This window comes from Chroococcidiopsis sp. TS-821, from assembly GCF_002939305.1.
Classification (GTDB): domain Bacteria; phylum Cyanobacteriota; class Cyanobacteriia; order Cyanobacteriales; family Chroococcidiopsidaceae; genus Chroogloeocystis.
The window spans coordinates 395,623-418,079 of record NZ_MVDI01000003.1 but is presented as its reverse complement, the minus strand read 5'-3'; the positions used below and the strand labels follow the sequence as shown (position 1 = coordinate 418,079).

Genomic DNA, 22,457 nt, shown 5'->3' with positions numbered 1-22,457 from the left:
TGACCGCTTCCTCAGTCTTTCAGTTAGATTAATTGCCACGCATCTCACATTTAAAATCTCTCAAAGTGCTAACACTGGAGTTTCATAATCTTGTTTACAATAGTTCACAATAAAAAGTGAACATCAATCAAGATACTATTCCAGCCAGTGAACGGAGACGAGTTTATCAAGCAGATTCAGGATATGCACGCGCACCTAACTGAACTGCAACAAAACGCTAGCTTATTGCCCTCACAACAGCAAAGTCAAATAACGATAGCTTTAGAGCAATTAAGTACAGCTTTACGAGAACTACAAGTGACAGAAGAAACGATTCGGTTGTTGCTCTCAGCGGTACAGCAATCGCGCGATTCGATTCTGATCACAACAGAAAAACTCGATCCTCCAGGACCGGAAATCGTCTTTGTGAATCCAGCCTTTAGCCAGATGACAGGTTATGCGATTGAAGAAGTGCTGGGAAAAACGCCGCGTTTACTTCAAGGTGCTAAAACAGACCGTAAAGTTTTGAGGAATTTGCGTCAACATCTTTTAAAGGGCATACCATTTCACGGTGAGGCAATTAACTATCACAAAGACGGCACAGAATTTTTTGTGGAATGGAATATTACCCCAATTCGTAATATTAACCACTCAATTACGCACTTTATTGCGATTCAGCGCGATATCACCGCCCGCAAACTTATGGAGCAAGAGCGCGATCGCCTGCTACAACGCGAACAAGCAATGCGAACTGAAGCCGAAGCTGCGAACCGTGTTAAAGATGAATTTTTAGCGACACTCTCGCACGAACTCAGAACCCCACTAACTCCTATTCTGGGATGGTCAAAACTTTTACAATCAAACAAATTACCTGAAGCTAAGCTGCAAGAAGCCTTAGCCAGTATTGAGCAACACGCCAAACGCCAGGCGCAACTCGTTGACGATCTTCTGGATATATCACGGATTATTCAAGGTAAACTGACGCTTAATTTAACTGCTGTAAGCTTAGTGACTCCAATCTCTGAAGCCTTGGAGACCGTGCGTCTCGCAGCCGAAGCTAAGTCAATTCAAATTAAAACAACGCTGAATGCGACAGTCGGGCAAGTGATGGGCGATGCAGGTAGGCTGCAACAAGTCATTTGGAACTTGCTTTCTAATGCCATTAAGTTTACACCTGAAAGCGGTTTGATTGAGATAGTACTTGAACGCGTAGAACGCTACGCGCAAATTACAATTAGTGATAATGGACAAGGTATTCACCCTGATTTTCTACCTTATGTATTTGACCGTTTCCGGCAAGAAGATAGTTCAATTACACGCCGCTTTGGTGGCTTAGGGTTAGGACTTGCGATCTCGCGACAAATCATTGAAGCACACGGCGGAACGATCGCAGTTCAAAGTCCTGGTGTGGGACAAGGCGCCACCTTTACGATTAAACTACCGCTGATAGCGACTCCGCAAAAGTCACCTGCAAACACTGAACTGCCAAAACCCGACTTAGATTTAAGTCATACTAAAGTTTTAGTAGTAGAGGACGACGCAGGTACGCAAGAGTTTGTCACGTTTGTCCTCGAACAGCATCGCGCTCAAGTGACGCGAGCAAGTACTGCAACTGATGCACTTAATACCCTACCGCGCTTTCAGCCAGATTTACTTATTATTGACATTGGACTACCTCAAATCGATGGCTATACGCTGATGCGGCAAATTCGCAACCTGTCAGCAGAACAAGGCGGACAAATTCCCGCGATCGCTCTCACTGCATATGCTAGCGATCGAGACCGACAGCAGGCTCTTGCAGCAGGTTTTCAAAAGCATCTTCCCAAACCAATTGAACCGTATGATTTAGTTGCCGTTGTGGCTGAACTGACTACTCGTACTGTAACGCCATAGCAATTACTGATTTTCAAATTGGTTAAGCGAGTAAACTTGGCGATCGTCTGAAAGCTTTTCGGCGCGAATCAACAACCATCCGATAGTTGCCAAAATTGCACCGATTGCCAGAAAACTAATGTCCCAAATTAACTCGTTTGCACCTGGTTTGACATGATGAATACCAAGAATTTGATGGTCAATCAAGCCCTCAATTAAATTAAACAGTCCTGCACCGACAAGAATAGAGCCAAAAAAGGTACGCGATGACCAAGGGACATCTTCACGCTTACCAGCACGCCAGAGTAACGCAACTCCGACAATCGTCATAACCCACGTGCCTGCCTCAAATAAACCATCGCCTAGCATATTTAACTCTAATTCGGAGACGGTTGTAGCAGGTCGAATGCTACTCAGCATATGATGCCACTGGAGGATTTGGTGCAGTATAATGCCGTCGAAGAACCCTCCTAAACCTAGACCGAGAAAAACACCAGCAACAATGAGTGGGCTGTAGCGTTGCGTTGCTTTACTCACCACCATAGAAAAACCTTCATCACCTAACGATTGCCTTGCAGTACGTGCTGCCATTTAATTTTAGATGCGAAATTTCAGTGCTTGCTCTATCTACAGGCATGATAGAACTTGGCGTGTCAGAGATTTGCGGAAGATGACGATTTACTTTTATAAAGTGAATGAGCCTTATGGCTGTTTCTCCAACTTTTCACCTCATGGAGTTTTTTTACAAGGTAAGTACTGGCAAACCGTCGAACACTACTACCAAGCACAAAAGTTTGTCGGAACCCCAGAAGCCGCAATTATCCCTGTTATTCATGCTGTAAAAACGCCAGAGGAAGCTGCTGCATTAGGACGCGACTGTAGGCGTCAGGTGCGTTCAGACTGGGAGCAAGTCAAAATTTCTGTCATGCATGAAGCTGTATTACAAAAATTTCTCACCCACAAAGACATTCAAGCAGTCTTACTCGCTACCGGCGACGCTCTGCTTGTGGAGAATTCACCTACTGATTATTACTGGGGTTGTGGCGCCGACAAAACAGGTCAAAACCATCTTGGTGGAATTCTCATGAGCGTACGCGCACAAATTCGTGCAATATCTGCGACCAAAGACTGCTGCTAGGTTGCGATCGCTTTTTTTATGAACGTTAAACCGTTCACATAACTTTATCTTCACTGAGCTTTTACTTGCGTAATTTATGTATTTCATCAATGACTAGTTATTTGCGCCTTGGCTTGAAGTCGCTCGATTATCAATGTCTTAGAACAAGGATTAGGTAAAGTTTGATTGCATTTACTTGCATGTTAAAGATTAAATGTTTAAGTTAAAAATTGAAGCTAATAAAGCTTCCCTGGCAGATACAACAGCCTAAGAAAAAACAAGTTAGTTGAGAGGTAAAAGCGCTGTTTAACTATCATCTGTCTCGTCAAATAAAAAACAACACCCAAGTCGAATGCTAATATTTCCTCGTAATGGTAAAGTGGGGGCGATGTATCTAAATTGATACAACCCTGGGAAGCTAATCTTAAGAGAGGAAGTGCCTTAGTTAGTAGAGTATTGGGTGTTGTTTTGCTTTAGAGTAGAATTGTTAAAACAAAACAGCATAAACAGCGCATAGTATGGCGATTATTGCTCTAAAAGCTTGGTATATTCAAGAATATGAACCGTTAGAAGAATTAGAAAAACGTCCTCACGATCTGCGCCTCAGTAAAAACAGTTTATTAAAGTCTGCACTTAGGGCAGATTTTTTAGAAGATCGCGAGCAAGTCAAACAGACACAATGGTTTCAGCGCTACTTGCAAGGAGAGAACGTCGAATTTTACATCGAAGGCAGCGGCGGTTATACCATTGCGAATATTGACCTGAGTAGCCATGAAATTTATTTTACCAAGCAAACGATCGCGGCATTGCTAGAGCCAACAATCTTTTTTTGTCATCAAACCGAGTATGCACCTGCAACTGAAGCTTTAAGAGAAGAATTACAAAACGCGATTGCTGCCTTAAATAAGCGATCGCGAATCGAGTTATCGTTAATAGAATCACAACGCCACAGTGATAGTGCTATCCGCTTAAATAGCACCGCAATGCGCAAGATTCGTAAAAGTTTATTATTTATTGCCGATACCACACCAATTACAAGTATTGAAAGCCAAGAGAAGCCGCAGTTAATTCCAAGTCCAAACGTCTGTGTCGAAATTGGCTATGCGCTGCAAAGCAAACGAACTGAGCAAATTATTCTCGCGCAGATGCAGAGGAAAGATTTATCCGGACAATTTCCCTTTGATTTGCCCAAGTATCAATTTTTGCAATTTAATAACACCAAAGAACTTGGTAAAATACTGCCTCAAGTCATGGAAACTCAACTTCAGCGATTCAACTTATTTGTGTAATTTGGTTTGCTGAGGAAGCAGAAGGTAGGAGGTAGAGGCTATTAATAGAGCTTTGACTAGCTTTTTACTCCTAGTTCCTAGCTTGTCAAGCGATATATTTTAACCCTGACCCCTGACTTCTGAGCCCTGACCTTTTCTACCACCTCTTCTCAATTGCGAGTCGAGTCAGTTAGAAATGAATGCGATGCATTCGTAGATTCACTTTATTTGTATGCCAAGAACTCCTAACGAATACGTAGTACATCTTCTAATCGAGGGCGGACACAGGGAAGAAGTGCGTTTTCCCACAATCCAAGAATTTCAGAAGTGGTACAGCAATGAATTTACACCAAAGGCAGCTTCAAATGACTTTATTAGCGTACCGATCAAAAATATTCAAGGAGAATACCTGGTAGTGCGTCCCTCGCGGATTATTGCAATTCGGGTGGAACCGATATTTAGCTCTAGTGTGGAAAGATTTTAGTGATGGAGTGAACGATGAGAAAAAAAACTGCTTTGATGACCCTAATAGCCTTTGCTATCTTGACAACAGAAGCTGCGGTGGCGCGGATACCATTGCGACCTGTTTCTGAGGCACAACGCGCTCAAAAGCAAAATACTGATTGCTGTCACGAACCACTAGGGTTCGACGAGCAAATTTTTTGGGGTCAAAGCGGTCAACCTGGAGATAAACACGCCCTACTCACAGCAATCGATCATAGTTTACGTTATATTAAATCCCCAGCAGCCACAGCTGCGTACCGACGCTATCGGGGAACAGCAATCACTCGCGATCGCGTTCAACGTAGTTTAGAGCGTTTTCGGCAATTAGTTGTGCGTTCAAATTCACCCGAAGAACTACAAGCTGCGGTAGCGCGCGAGTTTGTGTTTTACCAGTCTACAGGCATGGATGGCAAAGGTGATGTTCTCTACACTGCCTACTATGAACCAATTTATCAAGCCAGCCGCGTTCCCACCGCAGAATTTCGTTATCCGTTGTATCGACTACCACCGAATTTCAAATCTTGGCGCAAACCGCATCCTACTCGCCAAGAACTCGAAGGTAAAGATGGTTTGTTAGGCGACAAAAGTAGACTCAAGGGGTTAGAAATTGTTTGGCTACGCGATCGCTTGGAGGCATTTTTAGCCCAAATTCAAGGTTCAGCAAGACTGCAACTCACTGATGGAAACATGATTTCGATCGGTTTTGCAGGAAAGACAGACTACCCTTACACCAGCATTGGTAAAGAGTTAGCCAAAGACGGCAAATTACCTCTAGCAGGTTTGACGTTACCTGTAATGATTAACTACTTTATGCAATACCCCGCCGAACTTAATAATTATCTACCGCGTAATCGTGGTTTTGTGTTCTTCCGAGAAACAGGAGGCGCGCCAGCCGTTGGTTCTCTGGGAGTACCCGTCACCGCCGATCGTTCGATCGCAACGGATAAATCGCTAATGCCACCTGGTGCTTTAGCATTAATTCATACGCAACTACCGTTTCCTAACGATTTTACAGGTAGCATGGAATACCGCTTAGTGAGCCGCTATGTTTTAGATCAAGATACGGGTGGGGCGATTAAAGGACCAGGACGCGTGGATTATTTCATGGGAACGGGTAAGCTAGCAGGCGATCGCGCTGGAGTTACTGGCAATCGCGGGCACTTATACTATCTGTTGCTGAAATAGATTCAAGTAGTAGGGGACATCGTGCTTGTCCCCTTGCTATTTACTTAATAAGGCGCAGCATCAAAATCGTATTCATCAAAGCGATCGCTCTCAGCAATCTCCGCTACTTCAGCAGTTTCTAATTTTGGTTGTTCTTTACCAAAATCTTGATAGGCTGCAAATGTCTGACAGATAACAGCAGATTCCTCTGAATTTGTCGGAATTAAATAGTTTACTAAGTTCTCTGCTGTCGGATGCTCGTAGTCTACCGTAACAGCCACTAAAGCTTTGTTAGGTGCTGTTCCTCTTTCTTCAGAGGTAATAATGGGGCAAAAAACGCCGTGCGCGTGAAATAGTCCACTTTTAGCCGCGAAGGGTTGCTGACGAAATGCCGCATAAGCTTTTTCTAGTTCTAACGTAAACCCACTCGTTACTTGACCATTTTTTGAAGTACGAAATGCTGTACTAAAACTTGCTCCAGCAGCACCACTCACTGTCAGGCGTAATGGAGAATGATGCAGCAGCTTTTGATTTTTTCCTACTAAGAAAACGAGATAGCGCGTAAACGTTTTAAATTTTGGCTTCTCGTTGGTAAAAGTTTCGTAATGATCTACAAGACGACCTAAAGTTGTATTTGTCGTGCGATCTTTGATACAAACAGGTCCGCGATGCAAAACTAATATTCGCGGAGTCTTTGCGATCGACAACTGAACTATTTCGCCTGAAGCAAAAGTATATTCTACCTGCTGCCAATTTTCATCAGGTGTAAAACCAACAAGTTTTGCATTCTCCTGCGTAATCGCCAATCCATACGGCTTTAATCCATTTTCACCCCATTGCGGGTTAATCATTTGACACCAAGGTAGTATCTCCGAAGCAGGTGCTTTAAATTTATCATCATCAAAATCAAAGCTGGGAATATGCGTCACTGATGAAATCATTGCAATATATAAAATAAGGTTGACAAGAAGATATTTGTCATCAAGAGTTCCCAGTTTCTACAACAACGACTCCCGTAAAAATACGGTTATTTTTTAGGTATTGCTGAATTAAGGTACGAATTGTTAAGTAGCTGTACCACCCCGGCTCCCTTAATCCCCCAACTTTGGGAGACTTTAAATCTGCTTGGTTGCTTCAGGATTGGAAGGTAAATAAGACTTCAAAATCTTTGAGCGATTTACTCGTGGGTGCTACCATCAGGCATGGTTGCTCCGCTTAGATTTGTTTGACTCAAGTCAACCTCTGTAAGGTTCACACTAGTCAAAACAGCTTTACTGAGGTTTGCGCCTTCTAAGTTAACTTCGGTTAAATTGACACCACTCAACACAGCACCACTCAGATTTGCTCCTTGCAATACTGCTAGAGTCAGAATTGCTCGACTGAGAATTGCATCACTTAAATTAGCATCACTCAAAATCGCACCACTCAACGTCGCACCACTCAGATCTGCGCCACTTAAATCAGCTTCCGTTAAATCTGCTTTACTCAAGTTTGCCTCGGTTAGGTTGACTCCTTTCAAGTTTGCTTGAGCTAAGTTTGCGCCACTCAAATTCACGCCACTCAGATTTCCCTGACTTAGGTTAGCTCCACCCAAGTTACCTTCTGTTACATTCGCTCCTGTCAAGTTCACACCCAGCATAAAAGCATCGTATAAATTAACTCGGCTAAGTTCTGCTTCGGTTAAAATTGCACCAGTTAGCTTAGCTCCGGCTAACACAGCTTCGGTTAAGTCTGCTTTTGTCAAAATTGTGCGGCTAAGGTTTGCTTCACTTAATTCGGCTTGAGTTAAAATGGCGTCACTTAATATCGCTTCACTGAAGTCGGCGGCGTTGAGTGTTGCGCGAGTTAAATCAGCAGAGCGCAAGTTTTCGCCACTAAAGTTTCTTTCCCCGGCTGCGTACTTTGTGAGAAGTTCGTCGGTATCCATTGCGGTTACTTCTTAAGTCAAATTTGATCGTCGAGGATACTCAACGCGGATGCCATCTTCCGTGCGACTGAGGAAAGCTGCTAGAAACTCGATTCGTCAAGATGCGATCGCATATCTGAATTTACTCAGCACAAAATCAATAATTTTGCAACTGCTGGCAATAATTTATTACACGCTTCAACAAAAGCAGTCGCACTTGGTAGACTAGCCGCAGTACCTTTAAGGATCTTGATTGCAGTTTTTGCAGCATTTTGCATTCCTGCTTGTGGTTGTTGTCCTGTCTCTGCTAAAACTTTTACCTGTTCTAGTGCCTCAGTTTTGTCCTCAGAGTTTAAATTGTCCTCATCGTCAATTGCTGCTTTTAACTGCGCAAGTAACTTCGCCAGTTGTTCTGCTTCAGGAGTATCAGCATTTTGCAGTTGGCTAATCGTATTTGTGACAGCACCGCTAATTTGACCGATCGCGACTCCTGTCATATTTTGGTTTTGACCCGCTGCTGCAACACCGCTAACGCCACCTTGAACGCCACTGATATTGACACTACCTTGATTATCAGACATGGTATCTCCAAAGTTATAGTAAGTTTCTGCGTAAAATTTATTGCTTTGAATCGCGGTCACAACCATATTTTCTAAGCTGCGAATGCGTTGATCTTTCTCGGCAATTCCTGCAAGTAATGCTTGCATATCCTTGTAGGGTAAAGCTTTAATTTCGCTGTAGTTAGCGAAGTATTCTGCACTTAGTTGGGCGCGATCGCTATTTTCTGCCACTTTCGCTTGTAAGCGAATTTTGTCGTGTCCGCGTCCTTCTAGGGCTACGACTTCCAACCCAGCATGAGGATGATTCTCGGCTAACTGCTGTAGCGCAATCGCAGCTGCACCAGGATCGATTCCTTGATGATGGTATAAGTCAAGCGTTTTGAACGTAACAGCACGCGGATCGACATTTTGATGGCGATACAGATCGAGGGTTTTGATGATAGGTGCAATAAAATCAGAAAAGTCTCCAGGCTTAAAGTTTTCCGATTTATTATCTGGTTTACGACAAGGATCGGGGTCGTCTTTTGTCGGCAATCTCGTATAGATGTATTCGCACTCAACTTGCTCTAGTTTGGTATCAGTAGCGATCGCCCAATCTTGAATATAAGCACCAGTTAAACAAGCCGAGGTCAAGTTGGCATGGTAAAGTTGGGTGCGTACCAGCTTGGCTCGGCAGAGATTTGCTTTTTGTAAAGTCGCTTCAGTGAGATCCGCCCCAATAAAGCTTGCGTCTTCTAAATTCGCACCTTGTAAATTGATACCTTGTAGCGCCAGGCGATCGTAGTTTTGATTGCTACCATCTTTAGAAACGACTAACTGTCGGACTTTTGGCGTTGCGAGATAAGTTCCTACGACATCAGCAAAGTCAAGCTTCCTTGCTTGAAACCAAGACGTACGCGTTAAGACGGCGCGGTTTAACCGTACAGCTTTCAGCGTGGCTTTCGTAAAGTTCGCATCGGTTAAATTAGCACCGCAAAATCGAGTCCCACCGATCGCTGCAATAGTAACAGCTACTTGACGAACCAAGTTATATTGTTGCGCATTATTCAAAGCCTGCCAACTAACGTATGCGCTTAAAAATATCACAGCCCAAGCGGTCCAAACAGTCCACCAAGGTTCGCTATTCGTGACCAAAATGAACGTACCAACTAAAACAGCAACAACGATATGCAGGATTACGGCGACTGAACCAGCAATAATGATTGAGGCGGCGATCGCCACAGCAACTGCGATCGCTCCATTAATCGCACCAATCAAAGGCCATAACCGAAATTGTAGTCCTGCTTTGATGTTGAGAAGCAAAACAACCGCAAACACTAATGAAAGAACAACTAAACCTATAACCCAGTAGCTTTGTAATCCTGCGAAAGCATAGCTAAAGTTAGCTTCTTTAAGGATGGCATTTGTGAAGTTTGTTCCCCGAATATCTGCACGGCTGAAATTAGCACCTGTTAAATCTTGTCCCTTAAACGAGTGTCCTTGAAGGTTTTGACCAGAGAAGTCCTGGGGCATAAATACACTGCAAAGAAGGAATTATGCTCTATCTACAAATGCCATCGTGGGGTTTCCGGAATAAATGAGAAGGTAGAAGGCAACAGAGGAATTTGAACAAGGGTTGAAGAATACTCGCATAGTACCAAATCGGCATACTTAATTAGTGGCAAACTCAAATGCTTGCTTGCAGTTGCCCAAACTTCTACCTTACTTGTTGAATAATTCGCACTCAGTTCAAAGCTCAATCTGCATTTCTCCACCCGAAATGAACCATAATAGATTTTGCAGGAATACCACTGAAAGTGCAGTTCGCTACCTATTCAGTGATAATCTTAAAAACAGTCTATTGAACTGTATCTCCCAGATAGCTGAATTACACTCCGAGGCGAGAGAATGGTCACTACCGCAGAAAAAGCAAATATTGGCTACATTACGCAAATTATTGGTCCTGTTGTAGACGTTAAATTTCCCGAAGGCAAAATGCCGCAAATCTACAACGCTTTGATCGTCAAAGGAACCAACGAATCGGGACAAGAAGTTTCCGTGACCTGCGAAGTGCAGCAGTTGCTGGGCGATAACCAGGTACGTGCCGTTTCGATGAGTTCTACTGATGGTTTAGTTCGCGGTATGGAAGTGAGCGATACAGGCGCTCCTATTAGCGTACCTGTTGGTAAAGCTACCTTGGGACGAATTTTTAACGTACTCGGCGAGCCCGTTGATAACATGGGACCCGTAAATACGGAAGAAAGATTCCCAATTCACCGCCCTGCACCGAGCCTCACTGAGTTGGAAACAAAACCCTCAGTGTTTGAAACTGGTATCAAAGTGGTAGACTTACTAGCGCCTTATCGTCGTGGCGGTAAAGTTGGCTTGTTTGGTGGCGCTGGCGTTGGTAAAACTGTCATTATTCAAGAGTTGATCAACAACATCGCAAAAGAGCATGGCGGCGTATCTGTGTTCGGTGGTGTAGGCGAGCGCACGCGTGAAGGTAACGACCTTTACAATGAATTTAAAGAATCTGGGGTAATTAACGAAGAAAACCTCAATGATTCTAAGGTGGCGCTGGTTTACGGTCAGATGAATGAACCACCAGGAGCAAGAATGCGCGTTGGTCTTGCAGCTCTAACAATGGCTGAGTACTTCCGCGATGTTAGTAAGCAAGACGTGCTTCTATTTATTGATAATATCTTCCGGTTTGTGCAAGCAGGTTCGGAAGTATCAGCACTTCTCGGACGGATGCCATCAGCGGTAGGATATCAACCAACACTCGCAACCGAAATGGGCGCGCTGCAAGAGCGAATCACTTCAACGAATGAAGGCTCGATTACCTCAATTCAGGCAGTATACGTCCCTGCAGACGACTTAACCGACCCTGCACCTGCTACAACGTTTGCGCACTTGGATGCAACCACTGTACTATCGCGTGGTTTAGCGGCTAAAGGAATTTACCCGGCGGTAGATCCCCTCGGTTCGACTTCAACAATGTTGCAGCCTAGCGTTGTTGGTGAAGAACACTATACCACTGCCCGCGCAGTTCAAGCAACGCTACAGCGTTATAAGGAACTTCAAGATATTATCGCGATTCTTGGTTTGGATGAACTATCCGAAGACGATCGCCTAACTGTAGCACGCGCCCGTAAAATTGAGCGCTTCTTGTCGCAGCCATTCTTTGTTGCAGAAGTCTTTACAGGTTCTCCTGGTAAGTACGTGAAACTTGAAGAAACGATCAAAGGCTTCCAGCGGATTCTTTCTGGCGAACTCGACGACCTACCTGAGCAAGCATTCTACATGGTGGGCAATATCGATGAAGCGATCGCTAAAGCAGAAAAGATGAAAAGCTAAGAGGTAATCGGTAATCGGTAATTGGCATAAATCTATTACCAGTTACCTATTACCATTTGACCTTGATTATTGTTTACTGTATTTCCTATTTGCAAATATGGCTTTAACTGTTCGTGTCATCTCACCTGATAAAACTATTTGGGATGCAACTGCGCAAGAAGTAATTTTACCAAGTACTACCGGTCAGTTGGGTATTCTCAGCGGTCACGCACCACTGTTAACCGCGCTGGATACAGGCGTTATGCGAGTTCGCCCTAGCTCGAATGAAAATTGGGTAGCGATCGCACTCATGGGTGGATTTGCTGAAGTTGAAAGTGATGAAGTTACCATTCTTGTAAATGGTGCAGAACGGGGCGACACGATTGATTTAGAAGCTGCTCGTGCTGCTTACAATCAAGCCGAAGCTAAAGTAAATCAAATTCAAAACGCCTCGCGTCAAGAGCAAATTCAAGCTAGGCAAGCACTTAAAAGAGCGCGCGCCCGCTTTCAAGCTGCTGGTGGAATGTTGTAAAGGAGGGGTGAGGAGTGAGGGGTTGGTGACTAGTTATTATTAGCTAGTGATGAATTATTCAGTATTCTCCTCTGCTTCCTCTATCCCTCTGCTCTTAATCATCTACCTCCGCGATCGCGTTCTAGGTCGTAAATTGCCTTCTCAATCGCCCAGTTTGTCGATTGGTGCGGGTGATTGAGTTTGATGTTCGTTATCAAACGATTAGCTGCTGCTTGGTCATTGTGTAGCAGTGTCATCAATCGCTTCTGGAGTTTAGGACTTGCTTTGTCGAAACTACCCTGCTTAGTCGTCGTACCTGTGGGGAGTTTGTTTTTTGTACTACTAGCGATCGCCACCGCAGCTGTAGCGCCAATCGCACCTAAGACGACGAATGTCCCAATTTGACCAGAGTCGTCGGTTTGTTGAGGTGGGCGATAACGCGTTTGCGCGATTGTGTTAGGTAGAGTACTAGCTACTATTGGTTCTGGTTTGACCAATGCTGCTGTTGTACTCGTGTTTTTCTGTGCGGTGTTTGCTGCTGATGGTAGTATTTCAGGCTGAGCAGTAATAATAGTAGCTAGGGCAGCACCTATAGGTAACAATTTCAGCATGGCTTTGCAAGGATATCTACAATCTAAGGAATCGATAAACGTTTTAACTGCCCCTCACATCTCGAATTAACACATTAATTAACACTCATATAAATCATACTCGTTACGACTTTATATTTCTAGCGTTTTCGAGTACGGATCGCCGCATACTTCAAGGTAGTTACAACAAGCTTTTTCTGAGGGAGATACGATTGTTGGTATCCGAACCGAGCAATTGCTTGAGGACATTGAGCCCCACTTGAGTTGTTTCATCAAGTAGCCGTGGATCGACAGATTTATCGTTGGGAGTGTGATAATTTGGTTCTTGTCCTCGATAGAAGAAGAGTACGGGAACGCCGACTCTAGCGAAAGGAGCGTGATCGCTACCACCTTGACCGCCAAACGTCGAAATATCAGATTGTGTTGCTTGCACTAGTTTAGTGAGTGATTGCGTTCCACCCACAAGTAACTGCTCGTTGACACCGACCATATCGAAATTAAGCATGGCATCAAGACTTTGCAACCAGTCGGGTTGAGCTTGACTTACGAAGGCTCTAGAACCGTGTAAACCATCTTCCTCGCCGTCAAAAGCAACAAACCAAGCTTCGCGGGCTAATGGTGTTTGCGCCACGTTACGGGCAATATCCAAAACAACAGCAGTACCCGATGCATTATCATTCGCGCCTGGTGAACCTGGAACCGAGTCATAATGGGCGCCGACAACAACGCGCGGTTGCGTCACATCAGGAAGATGCGCGATGACATTTGTTCCCATGACTGTGCGCTGGCGAGTATTGACTGCAAGTGTTGCGTGCGATCGCTGCGACTCAAATAGAGAGTTACCTGCTTTTCCAGATAATGCGAGTACTGGAATTTGTACTTCATCACCGAGCGTGCCGTACAATTCACCAGGTTCATTATTCACAATAACGACACCTACTGCACCTGCCTCAACTGCATTTTGGGCTTTTTGCAAAAAAGGAATTTCACCGCGTCGAACGAGTGCGATCACACCTCGGACATCAACCGTAGCAAAATCCGAGCGCTGTCCGACATTTGGAACGACAACAAGCCGCGCGCTAGGTTTTCCCGCTGTTGAACCATTGAGGGCGCGTCCATTGAGGATTTGACCATTGACTGTAATATGCGAACCAAGATCCTCAAATTTTGGGTACGTAAACGTTTGAGTTCGTGTTTCGTAGCCCGCACGAGTGTACTGTTCAATCAGATAAGCTCTTGCTTGCTCCATGACGGGTGTTCCCGTCACTCTAGGACCTAATTTCACTAAAGCTTGGACATCGGCGAGCGCAGTTCTAGATGCGACGGTATCAGTTTGGCTAAGTAGCCTACCGCGATCGGCTTGTACTTCAACAACAGGAGTACACCCGACAATTCCAACACTAGCAACGCTTGCACCTGCGAGCAGTAGCCCAATAATCCGTTGTTGCGGTCTTGGGGAGCGGGAAGCAGGAGATAGGGGGTTGTGTAGTTTATTCAAGTGGAAAGCTGTAAGTAACTACGTATTGTGTAAGTTATCAGCGATCGCGTTTCTATTAGATTTGCGATATCTAGTCAAGACTGCTGAAAGATTCACAACCCCAATAGACTTACTATAGCGGCAGGATAACTATATTATTTAATTTTGTGGGATAGATATGACGCTGATATGACGTAAATATGTCAGACAAATACTAGTTTAAATAGTCAATAATTTTCGCATAATTTCTGAACTCAAATAGCTCGAAATATTGTTTGTTAATGAGATATCTTTGATGATTACTTTATGTTAGTTTTCTTATTTTTCGCTTCTTACAGATAAACGCAGACGAGCGCGTAACAATTTAATTTGCTCAAGCAATTACTCAGTATCCCGCTAGTTTACTGAACCTCGACATCTTTAACGCGCCGGATCGGTAGATTAGCAATCAGTGCGGTAGTGCGTTGGTTATTTTCTAAACAGAACTCTAATCCCTCCGGTTCGAGTTCGACGTATCGCGAGACGACTTCTAAAATTTCCTGTTGCATTTTTTCAAGTGCCTGGGGGCTAAGATCGGCGCGATCGTGGGCAATTACTAGTTGCAGTCGCTGCTTAACTGCATCACGGCTTGTGTTTTCATTGCGCGACACCGGAAAGAATCTATCGAGGAATTCGGTAATCATGACAGTGAATGCAGGGGTAGAAATCGTCTAGATAATAGAAAACAGCAGCTTACGTAGGCGAGTAAAGAAGTTGTCTTGGACAGGTTCCAAATCAAGAAATTCTACTTTTTCGCCTTCTAATCTACGGGCAATATGCTCAAACGCCATTCCTGCAAGCGAAGCCGTTTCGGATAGCACTAGCGGTTCGCCTCGGTTCGTCGAAACAATAACGCGTTCATCTTCTGGAACAACGCCAATCAGCGGAATTGAGAGGATTTCTTGGACATCTTGCACCGACATCATGTCGTTTGCTTGTACCATCGCGGGGCGCAGGCGGTTCAGAACCAAATGGATATTTTTGATTCCTTGGGCTTCGAGTAAGCCAATAACGCGATCTGCGTCGCGCACTGCTGCAATTTCTGGTGTTGTCACAATTAATGCTTCTTTTGCACCAGCGATCGCATTTTTGAAGCCCATTTCGATTCCCGCAGGGCAATCTATGACGACATAGTCGTACATTTCTGTCAAAGAATCGACTAATTGTTTCATTTGTTCGGAGGAGATCGCTTCTTTATTGCGGTTTTGGGCGGCGGGAAGCAAAACCAAGCCTGATTCGCGTTTATCTCTTACTAAAGCTTGCTCTAAACGACACTCGCCCGATACTACTTCCATTGCGGTGTAGACGATGCGATTTTCCAATCCCAGGAGCAAGTCTAAGTTTCTTAGACCAAAATCGGCATCGACTAAAACGACTTTCCGCCCCAAGCGGGCTAGTGCCATACCCAAATTGGCTGTGACTGTGGTTTTACCTACTCCTCCTTTACCAGAGGTAGTGACAATGATACGCTTCATGACGGTAAAGAAAATTGGGATTTAGAAAAATCAGCAGCTTTGGCGATCCGAATGCCTTCAGGCGCGACGTAAGCTACCTCAGGATAAAACTGAGATGGAATGTTCGTCGGTGCCCTAGCGACAAACTCTGCAATCCGTAACTGCGTTGGTTCCATTTGCAGTGCCATGATCAGACACTTGGAATTACCGGCTGCACCTGCATGGGCAACTCCGCGCAAACGACCCCAAACTAGAATATCGCCATTTGCTACTACAGTACCACCTGGATTAAGGTCTCCTAACACAATGACTGAGCCTGCATGACGAATTTCGATGCCAGAGCGCACAGTCATTTGTAGATATAGCGGCTCAGCAAGAGGCGTAGGAGCAGTATTGGCAGTTTGGTGCAGTCTTGTAATCGGTGCTTGTTGTTCTACACTGTAACCCGCAGTTGCAGCAGCAACAGCAGTTTGGCGGCGGCTGGTGAAAACATGAGTTAACTGAAGTTGTGCTTCGGTTAAGGCATCTGCGATCGCTTGTAGTTGTCGAGTATCCAACAATCGATCTGTTGCCATGAGATGGACGACAGTGTTAGGTTGCCAAAAGCGATCGCCACCATTCAGCCGCTGCTTCAATTGTTGCCAAAGATCCGACCAAGTTGTAGCCGTAGCAGAAGATTCTACTTCTGTCGGCAAAATCAATAACAGATGTTCTCCCTCACCCTTGAGGCGAACTTGTAAGTTATTGTTCGCGATGTTAGTGGAAGGAGGGGTAAGAGTTGTCTCTATTTCTGGCAGGGCAGAATCAGTCATGCAATACTGGTTTAAGCAGCGAACCAACTTTATATCATCTTAGATTAGTTCTGGTCTAGAACTGTATATTCTTAAGTTAAGCAATTAGTCGTAAGCCGTTGGCGAGTAGCTCATACCATGTCACTAGCTGAGAACTACAATTAAAGTTCTCCTGAAGCTGCCTGTTTGTAGAAACATTTCCAGTGAAAAGGGTATAACTGCCAAGTCTTAGGGAGGACGACACTGGAGATTTCTACAGATTACAGTGACCAAAGAAGGGGTTAAACGAGGTCAAAACTAGCCCGGTCAGCTAGTTAAAAGTCGCAAACTTCAGTCATATAGAAATAAAGAAGGATTTGTGTCGAGACTGCTTGAGACATAGACACAATCCGTATCAAAGTAAATTCCCATACCCTCTGATCCCTCTGAAAGCACAATCCTGTGTAGCCAAGAATGGAGGCAATACTGTGAAGTTCGGGCAATGGCTTGGTTTACTCATCTTCGCGATCGCGCTTTATATTCTATGGCAAATTCGGCAAGTCGTTTTGCTGATATTTGCTTCTGTTGTTCTCGCAACAGTTTTAAATCGCGTTGTGCGCAGTATCCAGCGCTATCGCATCAATCGAGGTATAGCTATTGCCATGACCATGACGGTCTTGTTGGCTTTGATTGCTGGCTTTTTTGCGGTGATCGTGCCAAGGATCATTGACCAATTAAAAGAACTCGTAGCACTCGTACCAGCAATCTCTGACCGAATCAGAATATGGTACAACTGGCTGCAAACTGTCGTTCCTGGGCAAGTGTTCGAGGAAGTCAATTTACTTAATAACCTTGCAGGACAACTGCAAACCTTACTAGCTCAAATCCTCGGCAATGTTTTGCTCTTAGTCAACATTTCACTGACGGCTATTTTAAGCTTTTTGCTGTTTTTCGTTGTCACGATCATGTTGCTTGCCGATCCTGCACCGTATCGCCGCATTTTGATTTTGACTTTTCCAGCGTTTTATCGGCGGCGCGTCGATCAAATTCTGCGCGAGTGTGAAGCTGCACTCATAGGCTGGATCAGAGGGACTTTAATTACAATGTGCTTTGTAGCTTTATTCAGCTTTGTGGGATTATCAGTGCTTAGAGTACCGCTGCCACTCGTCAATGCGGCTTTAGCAGGCATACTTGAATTTATTCCTAATATTGGACCTACTCTGAGCGTCTTTCCACCAGCTTTACTTGCCTTACTCGATGCGCCTTGGAAAGCAGTTGCTGTGATTGGCTTGTATGTTGTTATTCAACAGGTTGAAAGTTTGATTCTCGTGCCGCTGATTATGCAGCAAGAAGTTTCGCTACTGCCAGTGTTTACAATTTTAGCAGTGGTAGTTTTTGCCGGTTTTTTTGGTTTTTTAGGTTTATTTCTGGCAATTCCGCTGTTGATTGTGACGCAAATTTGGCTCAAAGAAGTTTTGGTAAAAGATGTATTGGATCAATGGCGAGGTAAAGCGCCCAGCGATCGCAAAGCGTATTTGTCGAGTGTCGATGATACTAAGCTTGACGTATGAAGTAGGGGTCAGAGTTAAAGTAGTTTCATCGCTTTGTTAGTTTTTGAGTCTTCGGTAAATTGTTGTTAAGGCATTGGCATCACCAACGTTACCAGGAAACAACACGACGGGTAAGTTGGGAAACTGCGGGTGATCGGATGGAGTACGTACGATCGAACATCCCGCTAAAATTTGACCTAAAAGACGTGCCGTTGTTAAAGCTAAACCTGTACTCAAGACATCGTTCGAGGTTATACCTCCTTTGCTAATTAAAAACCCAATATCGCGAGGTAAGCCGCGCACAATGTCCATTAGTAGCGAAGAGACAGATATACCAAACTGCAATCGTGTCTGAACATCGGCAAAAACGAGTTCTTGGCGGCTTGTATAGACTACGGGAGTTTTACCATTTTCGCGCGCCGCGTAGACTTTTTCTAGTGTTGTTGTAAGTAACTGATGCGGTTGTTCTAGCGAGTCGTCTAACAACTGCGCGACATCGACTTCGATTCCTACGACGTCGGGTTCTTGCAAGAGGTTTTCTAATTGTTCGGTTGTCTTTTTGACGTGCGAACCAACCAGTACGACACCTAGTTTACCCTCGCGTACGTATTGCGACATTTCCTCTGGCGGTACGGGTTGCGGTGGTAACTGCGCTAAAGCTGTGAGTAAACTCGCGGCGCTACGGAATAAAAAGCGTTTACCTTGACTTGCTGCTGTGAGAACATCTTGCGCAAAGCGATTGAGATCGTCTTGCGTTTCAGCATCAACTGCAACGCATTGATTGTCTGTTAAGTTTTGTAGTCTTTCGAGGGTAGAAAGTTTACCTGTAACATCTGTACCGCGACGAATGTCGTTTAATAAAAATCGCTCAACTTGCTCTGCGCGGATGCGTCCTTGGTTTTTTTCGGCAACGTAGTCGGGTAAGTAGCTGTAGGTGTAACTAAAAACCGAATCGCGGGCAAATTCTGTTTCGTGTACGGGAATTGGAATACCATCCACAATTAAGTAATGGATGCTATCGCGGGTAATGCGTCCGCCTTCTATAAAGGCTGGTACGAGAAAATGTGCATCAAATGGACCAAGTTCTGCGGCAATGACATCAGTTTCGATGGGGTAATGTCCGCGTAGTGTAGAATCAGAGCGACTAACGATGAGAAAATCGGTAATTCCGGTGGCGGCGATCGCAGCTTTGAGGTTGTGACAGACTTCTTTTGTAACCTTGGCGGCTCGATCGGGAGGTAGCGATCGCGTATTTGTCAGCACAAAGAATATCGGCGATTCATCGGTTAACCCTAGTCGCAGTGTTTCTTCATCCCAGCGTGTCAAAAGGAGACAACTGTGAACCGTTTGCGAACCTGTAGGGTCATCATCGAGGACAATAATTTTGGGTTGAGTTGCCATCTTTAATTCAGAAGCTGCGCTTGTAATTTTCGCACTTCTGCTTGCACGCTGCTGCTAATTTGCAACAGAGTATTTACAATTGGCGCGTACTCCTGAGTTTGAATATGCGTGAGTTTTGGCGGTGAGAGTACAATTGGCGTGTCGGTTGGTTTTGATTGCCTTAAGCTTCTTTCGATTTGTAAAGCTTGAACTAAGTCGGCTCTCAAGTGGTGTAAAGCTTGTAAAAGTGCATTGCGTTCTACTTCATCAGTACTCGCTGCGGTTTCATCGAGCGTAGCGATTTCTTGTAAAACGCGATGGTAGCGATCGACATTGTTTAAGAGATTTTTGAGCGGTTGCGGGTAAATTCTTTGCTGCCAAATCCAACGTCCGAGGGCGATGAGAATGAATGTAATAATAAAAAGTGCGATCGCTCCTGCAATTGTTGTCCCGACTATTGTTCTAATGACGAATGCATAAAGTAGACCAACAAGAATAACGGTTGGTACAAAAACTTTGACAAACTCGTTTGATAAAAAACTGAAGCGTTTTTCTCGGTTTTGCCGAATTGAGCGGCGCCATACATTATCTGGATTGACTCCAGTTAATCGCTTCAATTCTCCCTTGGTAAATTCTAAGCCTATTAAATCAGGCTGCACTGCACGTCGTATGTATCTACTGAGTCTATCTTATGATATTTTGAACTGCGTGCATGAATTGGATGTTACTTTGACAATTGGGAGCCTAGCAATAAAAATCGCGGCTCAATAAACCCTATCCACCTGCGTGAACTTAGCAACTAGCAACTAACTACTAGTATTGATTTAGTAAGCGCCTTTGCCTGTCATGACGACAATCAAGGTTTGCCAAATGATCCAAAGGTCGAGCCATAAAGACCAGCGATCGCGATAAATTGCATCTAGGTGCAGCATATAGTCAAAACTCACCTCGCTACGTCCGCTAATTTGCCACAAGCCTGTTACACCAGGTAGGAGTTCTAAACGTTTGGTGAAAGCATTTTGATACTCCGCGATCGCTAAAGTGCAGTCGCGTAATTGTAGAGGACGCGGACCCACCAAACTCATATGACCTTGAATAATGTTAAATAACTGTGGTAGCTCGTCTAAACTTGTGCGGCGCAAGAATTTACCTACGCGTGTAACGCGGGGATCGTCTTTCATTTTAAAGAGGATTCCGCCGTCGGATTCGTTCAAGTGTTCGAGGTCTTGCAAAAGTTGCTCGGCATTGACTACCATAGTGCGGAATTTCCAAATTAAGAAAGGCTTACCACCGCGCCCTAAACGTTCTTGACGAAAAAAGACAGGACCAGGAGAGTCTAGAAAAATTACAAGCGCGATCGCCAGCATCAGAGGGCTAAGCAGAAGTATTCCAATACCAGCGCCTAAGATATCAATAGTGCGTTTACCGACAAATTGCAGCCTGTAACGTGGTTGACTGACAAAACTAAGTTGCATAGCAGAGGTCAGGGTCAGAGGTCAGAGATCGGGGTTAAAATAGCTTCTATTGCCGTGGAGTAAACCCTCAAAAGTCTAATTAACAAAGCTCAGCAAGTGAGTAAAACAAATTTAATATTGAGGTTGGTAATTGGTAAGAATATTTATTTCCATTACCCATTACCCGTTACCTATTACCCATTTATTTGTGCTTGAAGACTATCTTGAAACTTAGAAGGCTGACGTACTGGGAAAACGGCACTTGGTTCAGGAGATATACTCCAGTCGTAGCGCAATAGCTTAGAGAGGATAATTTTCATTTCCATTTGGGCAAATTGCCAGCCTAAGCAGCTGTGCGGACCACTACCAAAGCCAACTAAGGCGAAGGGGTGCTTTTTATCTTCTTCGCGTGGTGGCGCAAAGCGATCGGGGTCGAAGCAATCGGGATCGGTGTAAATTTCTGGAAGACGATGCGTTAGCAGTGGGGAAATATCCACGTACCAGCCTGCGGGAATGCAGTAACCTGCATAATGAATATCTTTGACAACGCCACGCGAGATATTTTGTACAGGAGGATACAGGCGTTCTACCTCTTTTAGCGCGTAACTCGTTTGAGAAAGTTGTTTGAGATGCGATAAGTTGAGGGGTTCATTTCCGACAACTTGGGCGTATTCGTTGCGGAGGCGATCGCGCCACTCTGGATGCGCTACTAATTCAAACATTAACCACGAAAGAAGTACCGCCGGATTTTCATGTCCGGCAAAGAGTACCATCAGCAGTTGGTCGATGATATCTGATTCACTTAAAGAGTTGCCATTTTCATCAACAGCCGCGAGTAGCAATCCTAAAAAGTCGCGGGACTCTTGTAGCGCTCCTTGTTGCTTGCGTTGGGCAATTTTGCGCCGTAAAAAAGCTTGTAAGTTGCGTCTTGCTTGCTGCGATCGCCCGTATACAGTTTGCGGAATATCAAGTTTGAGCTTTGCGCGTCGCCCCGTGAGCATTGCTAAAAAATACTGCATCGCTTCAGTAAATTCGCTATCAGTTTCTGTTCCCAATATCAAGCGAATTGCAATTGTTGTTGAAAGATTGGTAAACTCTTCAATAAGGGAAATTGTCTTTCCTGGTGTCCAATCTGCAAAAAATTCATCGACAATTTCTTGGATTGTGTTGAAGTAATTCGCAAGCGATCGCCCGTGCATTGCAGGGTACATTAAGCGGCGCGTTGCTTGGTGTTCGGCACCATCTTGCAACAGTAAACCTTTACCAAAAATAGGTTCTAAAAAAATCCAACCTAACCGTGCAGAAAGACAATCGGCTTTTTCTGCTAATACTAAGCGATTAGCATCAGGACCAATCAAAAAGGCGAAATTTTTGCCAAAGATGCGCGATTTAAAAATTGAACCATAACGCTGAAAGTGTTCCCAGTAAAACAGTTCTTCGTCTCTAAATAGCTCTTTTGTCTCACCTCCAAATAGCTTACCAAAGCTACCAGGCATCTCCTCTGCCGATTGAAATTGTGATGCTGGTTTTGTTTGAACAACCATTAA

21 protein-coding genes are annotated in these 22,457 nt (G+C 44.5%); 8 read left to right on the top strand and 13 right to left on the bottom strand.

All coding sequences use genetic code 11. The annotated features are described in order from the left end of the window. Nucleotides 1-147: 147 nt before the first annotated feature. Entirely contained in the window at nt 148-1,872 is a 1,725-nt protein-coding gene (locus B1A85_RS12250) for an ATP-binding protein (RefSeq protein WP_168192392.1), read from the top strand. 3 nt (nt 1,873-1,875) lie between these two features. Here B1A85_RS12250 and B1A85_RS12245 read toward each other — a convergent pair whose 3' ends face one another. After that, the gene (locus tag B1A85_RS12245) at nt 1,876-2,394 is read right to left on the bottom strand and encodes a DUF2243 domain-containing protein (protein WP_104547339.1); all 519 of its coding nucleotides are present in this window, start codon (nt 2,392-2,394) and stop codon (nt 1,876-1,878) included. A 127-nt stretch (nt 2,395-2,521) separates the two neighbouring features. Between B1A85_RS12245 and B1A85_RS12240 the strand changes: the two genes are divergently transcribed. The 4 genes from B1A85_RS12240 to B1A85_RS12225 all read left to right on the top strand — a co-directional run bounded on the left by B1A85_RS12240 (nt 2,522) and on the right by B1A85_RS12225 (nt 5,925). Beyond that, entirely contained in the window at nt 2,522-2,989 is a 468-nt protein-coding gene (locus B1A85_RS12240; protein ID WP_104547186.1) for an NADAR family protein, read from the top strand. Between the two features lie 497 nt (nt 2,990-3,486). After that, on the top strand, nt 3,487-4,257 hold the full coding sequence (locus B1A85_RS12235) for a hypothetical protein (protein WP_104547185.1): 771 nt from the start codon (nt 3,487-3,489) through the stop codon (nt 4,255-4,257). Between the two features lie 211 nt (nt 4,258-4,468). Continuing rightward, entirely contained in the window at nt 4,469-4,720 is a 252-nt protein-coding gene (locus tag B1A85_RS12230; protein WP_104547184.1) for a hypothetical protein, read from the top strand. Nucleotides 4,721-4,734: 14 nt separating this feature from the next. Beyond that, complete coding sequence (locus B1A85_RS12225; RefSeq protein ID WP_104547183.1) at nt 4,735-5,925, top strand: murein transglycosylase A; 1,191 nt, start codon at nt 4,735-4,737, stop codon at nt 5,923-5,925. Nucleotides 5,926-5,969: 44 nt separating this feature from the next. Here B1A85_RS12225 and B1A85_RS12220 read toward each other — a convergent pair whose 3' ends face one another. The 3 genes from B1A85_RS12220 to B1A85_RS12210 form a co-directional block, all read right to left on the bottom strand. After that, the gene (locus tag B1A85_RS12220) at nt 5,970-6,845 is read right to left on the bottom strand and encodes a DUF5895 domain-containing protein (RefSeq protein ID WP_104547182.1); all 876 of its coding nucleotides are present in this window, start codon (nt 6,843-6,845) and stop codon (nt 5,970-5,972) included. 236 nt (nt 6,846-7,081) lie between these two features. Beyond that, nucleotides 7,082-7,831, bottom strand: coding sequence for a pentapeptide repeat-containing protein (locus tag B1A85_RS12215; RefSeq protein WP_104547181.1), 750 nt, complete (start codon nt 7,829-7,831; stop codon nt 7,082-7,084). A 125-nt stretch (nt 7,832-7,956) separates the two neighbouring features. Continuing rightward, entirely contained in the window at nt 7,957-9,882 is a 1,926-nt protein-coding gene (locus B1A85_RS12210; RefSeq protein ID WP_104547180.1) for a pentapeptide repeat-containing protein, read from the bottom strand. A gap of 375 nt (nt 9,883-10,257) precedes the next feature. Here B1A85_RS12210 and atpD point away from each other — a divergent pair, with 375 nt between their 5' ends. Then, nucleotides 10,258-11,706, top strand: a complete 1,449-nt coding sequence (gene atpD / locus B1A85_RS12205; RefSeq protein ID WP_104547179.1) for a F0F1 ATP synthase subunit beta — start codon at nt 10,258-10,260, stop codon at nt 11,704-11,706. A 97-nt stretch (nt 11,707-11,803) separates the two neighbouring features. Beyond that, the gene (gene atpC / locus B1A85_RS12200) at nt 11,804-12,217 is read left to right on the top strand and encodes an ATP synthase F1 subunit epsilon (RefSeq protein WP_104547178.1); all 414 of its coding nucleotides are present in this window, start codon (nt 11,804-11,806) and stop codon (nt 12,215-12,217) included. 98 nt (nt 12,218-12,315) lie between these two features. Here atpC and B1A85_RS12195 read toward each other — a convergent pair whose 3' ends face one another. From B1A85_RS12195 to minC, 5 genes are all read right to left on the bottom strand, one after another. Next, nucleotides 12,316-12,807: a hypothetical protein gene (locus B1A85_RS12195; RefSeq protein WP_104547177.1), complete on the bottom strand. Its 492-nt coding sequence runs from the start codon at nt 12,805-12,807 to the stop codon at nt 12,316-12,318. Nucleotides 12,808-12,967: 160 nt separating this feature from the next. Next, complete coding sequence (locus B1A85_RS12190) at nt 12,968-14,284, bottom strand: M28 family peptidase (protein ID WP_246841403.1); 1,317 nt, start codon at nt 14,282-14,284, stop codon at nt 12,968-12,970. Nucleotides 14,285-14,664: 380 nt separating this feature from the next. Continuing rightward, nucleotides 14,665-14,946, bottom strand: a complete 282-nt coding sequence (gene minE / locus B1A85_RS12185) for a cell division topological specificity factor MinE (protein ID WP_104547176.1) — start codon at nt 14,944-14,946, stop codon at nt 14,665-14,667. A gap of 27 nt (nt 14,947-14,973) precedes the next feature. Beyond that, complete coding sequence (gene minD, locus B1A85_RS12180; protein WP_104547175.1) at nt 14,974-15,777, bottom strand: septum site-determining protein MinD; 804 nt, start codon at nt 15,775-15,777, stop codon at nt 14,974-14,976. Next, complete coding sequence (gene minC / locus B1A85_RS12175) at nt 15,774-16,568, bottom strand: septum site-determining protein MinC (protein ID WP_210404405.1); 795 nt, start codon at nt 16,566-16,568, stop codon at nt 15,774-15,776. Before minC ends, minD begins: the two co-directional genes overlap by 4 nt. A 446-nt stretch (nt 16,569-17,014) precedes the next feature. Here minC and B1A85_RS12170 point away from each other — a divergent pair, with 446 nt between their 5' ends. Continuing rightward, nucleotides 17,015-18,097, top strand: coding sequence for an AI-2E family transporter (locus B1A85_RS12170; RefSeq protein WP_104547174.1), 1,083 nt, complete (start codon nt 17,015-17,017; stop codon nt 18,095-18,097). A 36-nt stretch (nt 18,098-18,133) separates the two neighbouring features. Here the strand turns inward: B1A85_RS12170 and B1A85_RS12165 are convergent, their stop codons facing one another. From B1A85_RS12165 to B1A85_RS12150, 4 genes are all read right to left on the bottom strand, one after another. Further along, nucleotides 18,134-19,477 carry a four-carbon acid sugar kinase family protein gene (locus B1A85_RS12165; RefSeq protein ID WP_104547173.1) on the bottom strand — a complete coding sequence of 448 codons (1,344 nt, stop codon included), beginning with the start codon at nt 19,475-19,477 and terminating at the stop codon, nt 18,134-18,136. 2 nt (nt 19,478-19,479) lie between these two features. Next, nucleotides 19,480-20,115, bottom strand: a complete 636-nt coding sequence (locus tag B1A85_RS12160; protein ID WP_104547172.1) for a hypothetical protein — start codon at nt 20,113-20,115, stop codon at nt 19,480-19,482. A 165-nt stretch (nt 20,116-20,280) separates the two neighbouring features. Beyond that, entirely contained in the window at nt 20,281-20,931 is a 651-nt protein-coding gene (locus B1A85_RS12155; protein WP_104547171.1) for a sugar transferase, read from the bottom strand. Between the two features lie 173 nt (nt 20,932-21,104). Next, entirely contained in the window at nt 21,105-22,454 is a 1,350-nt protein-coding gene (locus B1A85_RS12150; RefSeq protein WP_104547170.1) for a cytochrome P450, read from the bottom strand. Nucleotides 22,455-22,457: the final 3 nt, after the last annotated feature.

Coding starts and splice junctions, on each gene's coding strand:
- B1A85_RS12245 (WP_104547339.1), bottom strand. CDS start 2,394: ATGGTGGTGAGTAAAGCAACGCAACGCTACAGCCCACTCATTGTTGCT.
- B1A85_RS12240 (WP_104547186.1), top strand. CDS start 2,522: ATGACGATTTACTTTTATAAAGTGAATGAGCCTTATGGCTGTTTCTCC.
- B1A85_RS12235 (WP_104547185.1), top strand. CDS start 3,487: ATGGCGATTATTGCTCTAAAAGCTTGGTATATTCAAGAATATGAACCG.
- B1A85_RS12230 (WP_104547184.1), top strand. CDS start 4,469: ATGCCAAGAACTCCTAACGAATACGTAGTACATCTTCTAATCGAGGGC.
- B1A85_RS12225 (WP_104547183.1), top strand. CDS start 4,735: ATGAGAAAAAAAACTGCTTTGATGACCCTAATAGCCTTTGCTATCTTG.
- B1A85_RS12220 (WP_104547182.1), bottom strand. CDS start 6,845: ATGATTTCATCAGTGACGCATATTCCCAGCTTTGATTTTGATGATGAT.
- B1A85_RS12215 (WP_104547181.1), bottom strand. CDS start 7,831: ATGGATACCGACGAACTTCTCACAAAGTACGCAGCCGGGGAAAGAAAC.
- B1A85_RS12210 (WP_104547180.1), bottom strand. CDS start 9,882: ATGCCCCAGGACTTCTCTGGTCAAAACCTTCAAGGACACTCGTTTAAG.
- atpD (WP_104547179.1), top strand. CDS start 10,258: ATGGTCACTACCGCAGAAAAAGCAAATATTGGCTACATTACGCAAATT.
- atpC (WP_104547178.1), top strand. CDS start 11,804: ATGGCTTTAACTGTTCGTGTCATCTCACCTGATAAAACTATTTGGGAT.
- B1A85_RS12195 (WP_104547177.1), bottom strand. CDS start 12,807: ATGCTGAAATTGTTACCTATAGGTGCTGCCCTAGCTACTATTATTACT.
- minE (WP_104547176.1), bottom strand. CDS start 14,946: ATGATTACCGAATTCCTCGATAGATTCTTTCCGGTGTCGCGCAATGAA.
- minD (WP_104547175.1), bottom strand. CDS start 15,777: ATGAAGCGTATCATTGTCACTACCTCTGGTAAAGGAGGAGTAGGTAAA.
- minC (WP_210404405.1), bottom strand. CDS start 16,568: ATGACTGATTCTGCCCTGCCAGAAATAGAGACAACTCTTACCCCTCCT.
- B1A85_RS12165 (WP_104547173.1), bottom strand. CDS start 19,477: ATGGCAACTCAACCCAAAATTATTGTCCTCGATGATGACCCTACAGGT.
- B1A85_RS12155 (WP_104547171.1), bottom strand. CDS start 20,931: ATGCAACTTAGTTTTGTCAGTCAACCACGTTACAGGCTGCAATTTGTC.
- B1A85_RS12150 (WP_104547170.1), bottom strand. CDS start 22,454: ATGGTTGTTCAAACAAAACCAGCATCACAATTTCAATCGGCAGAGGAG.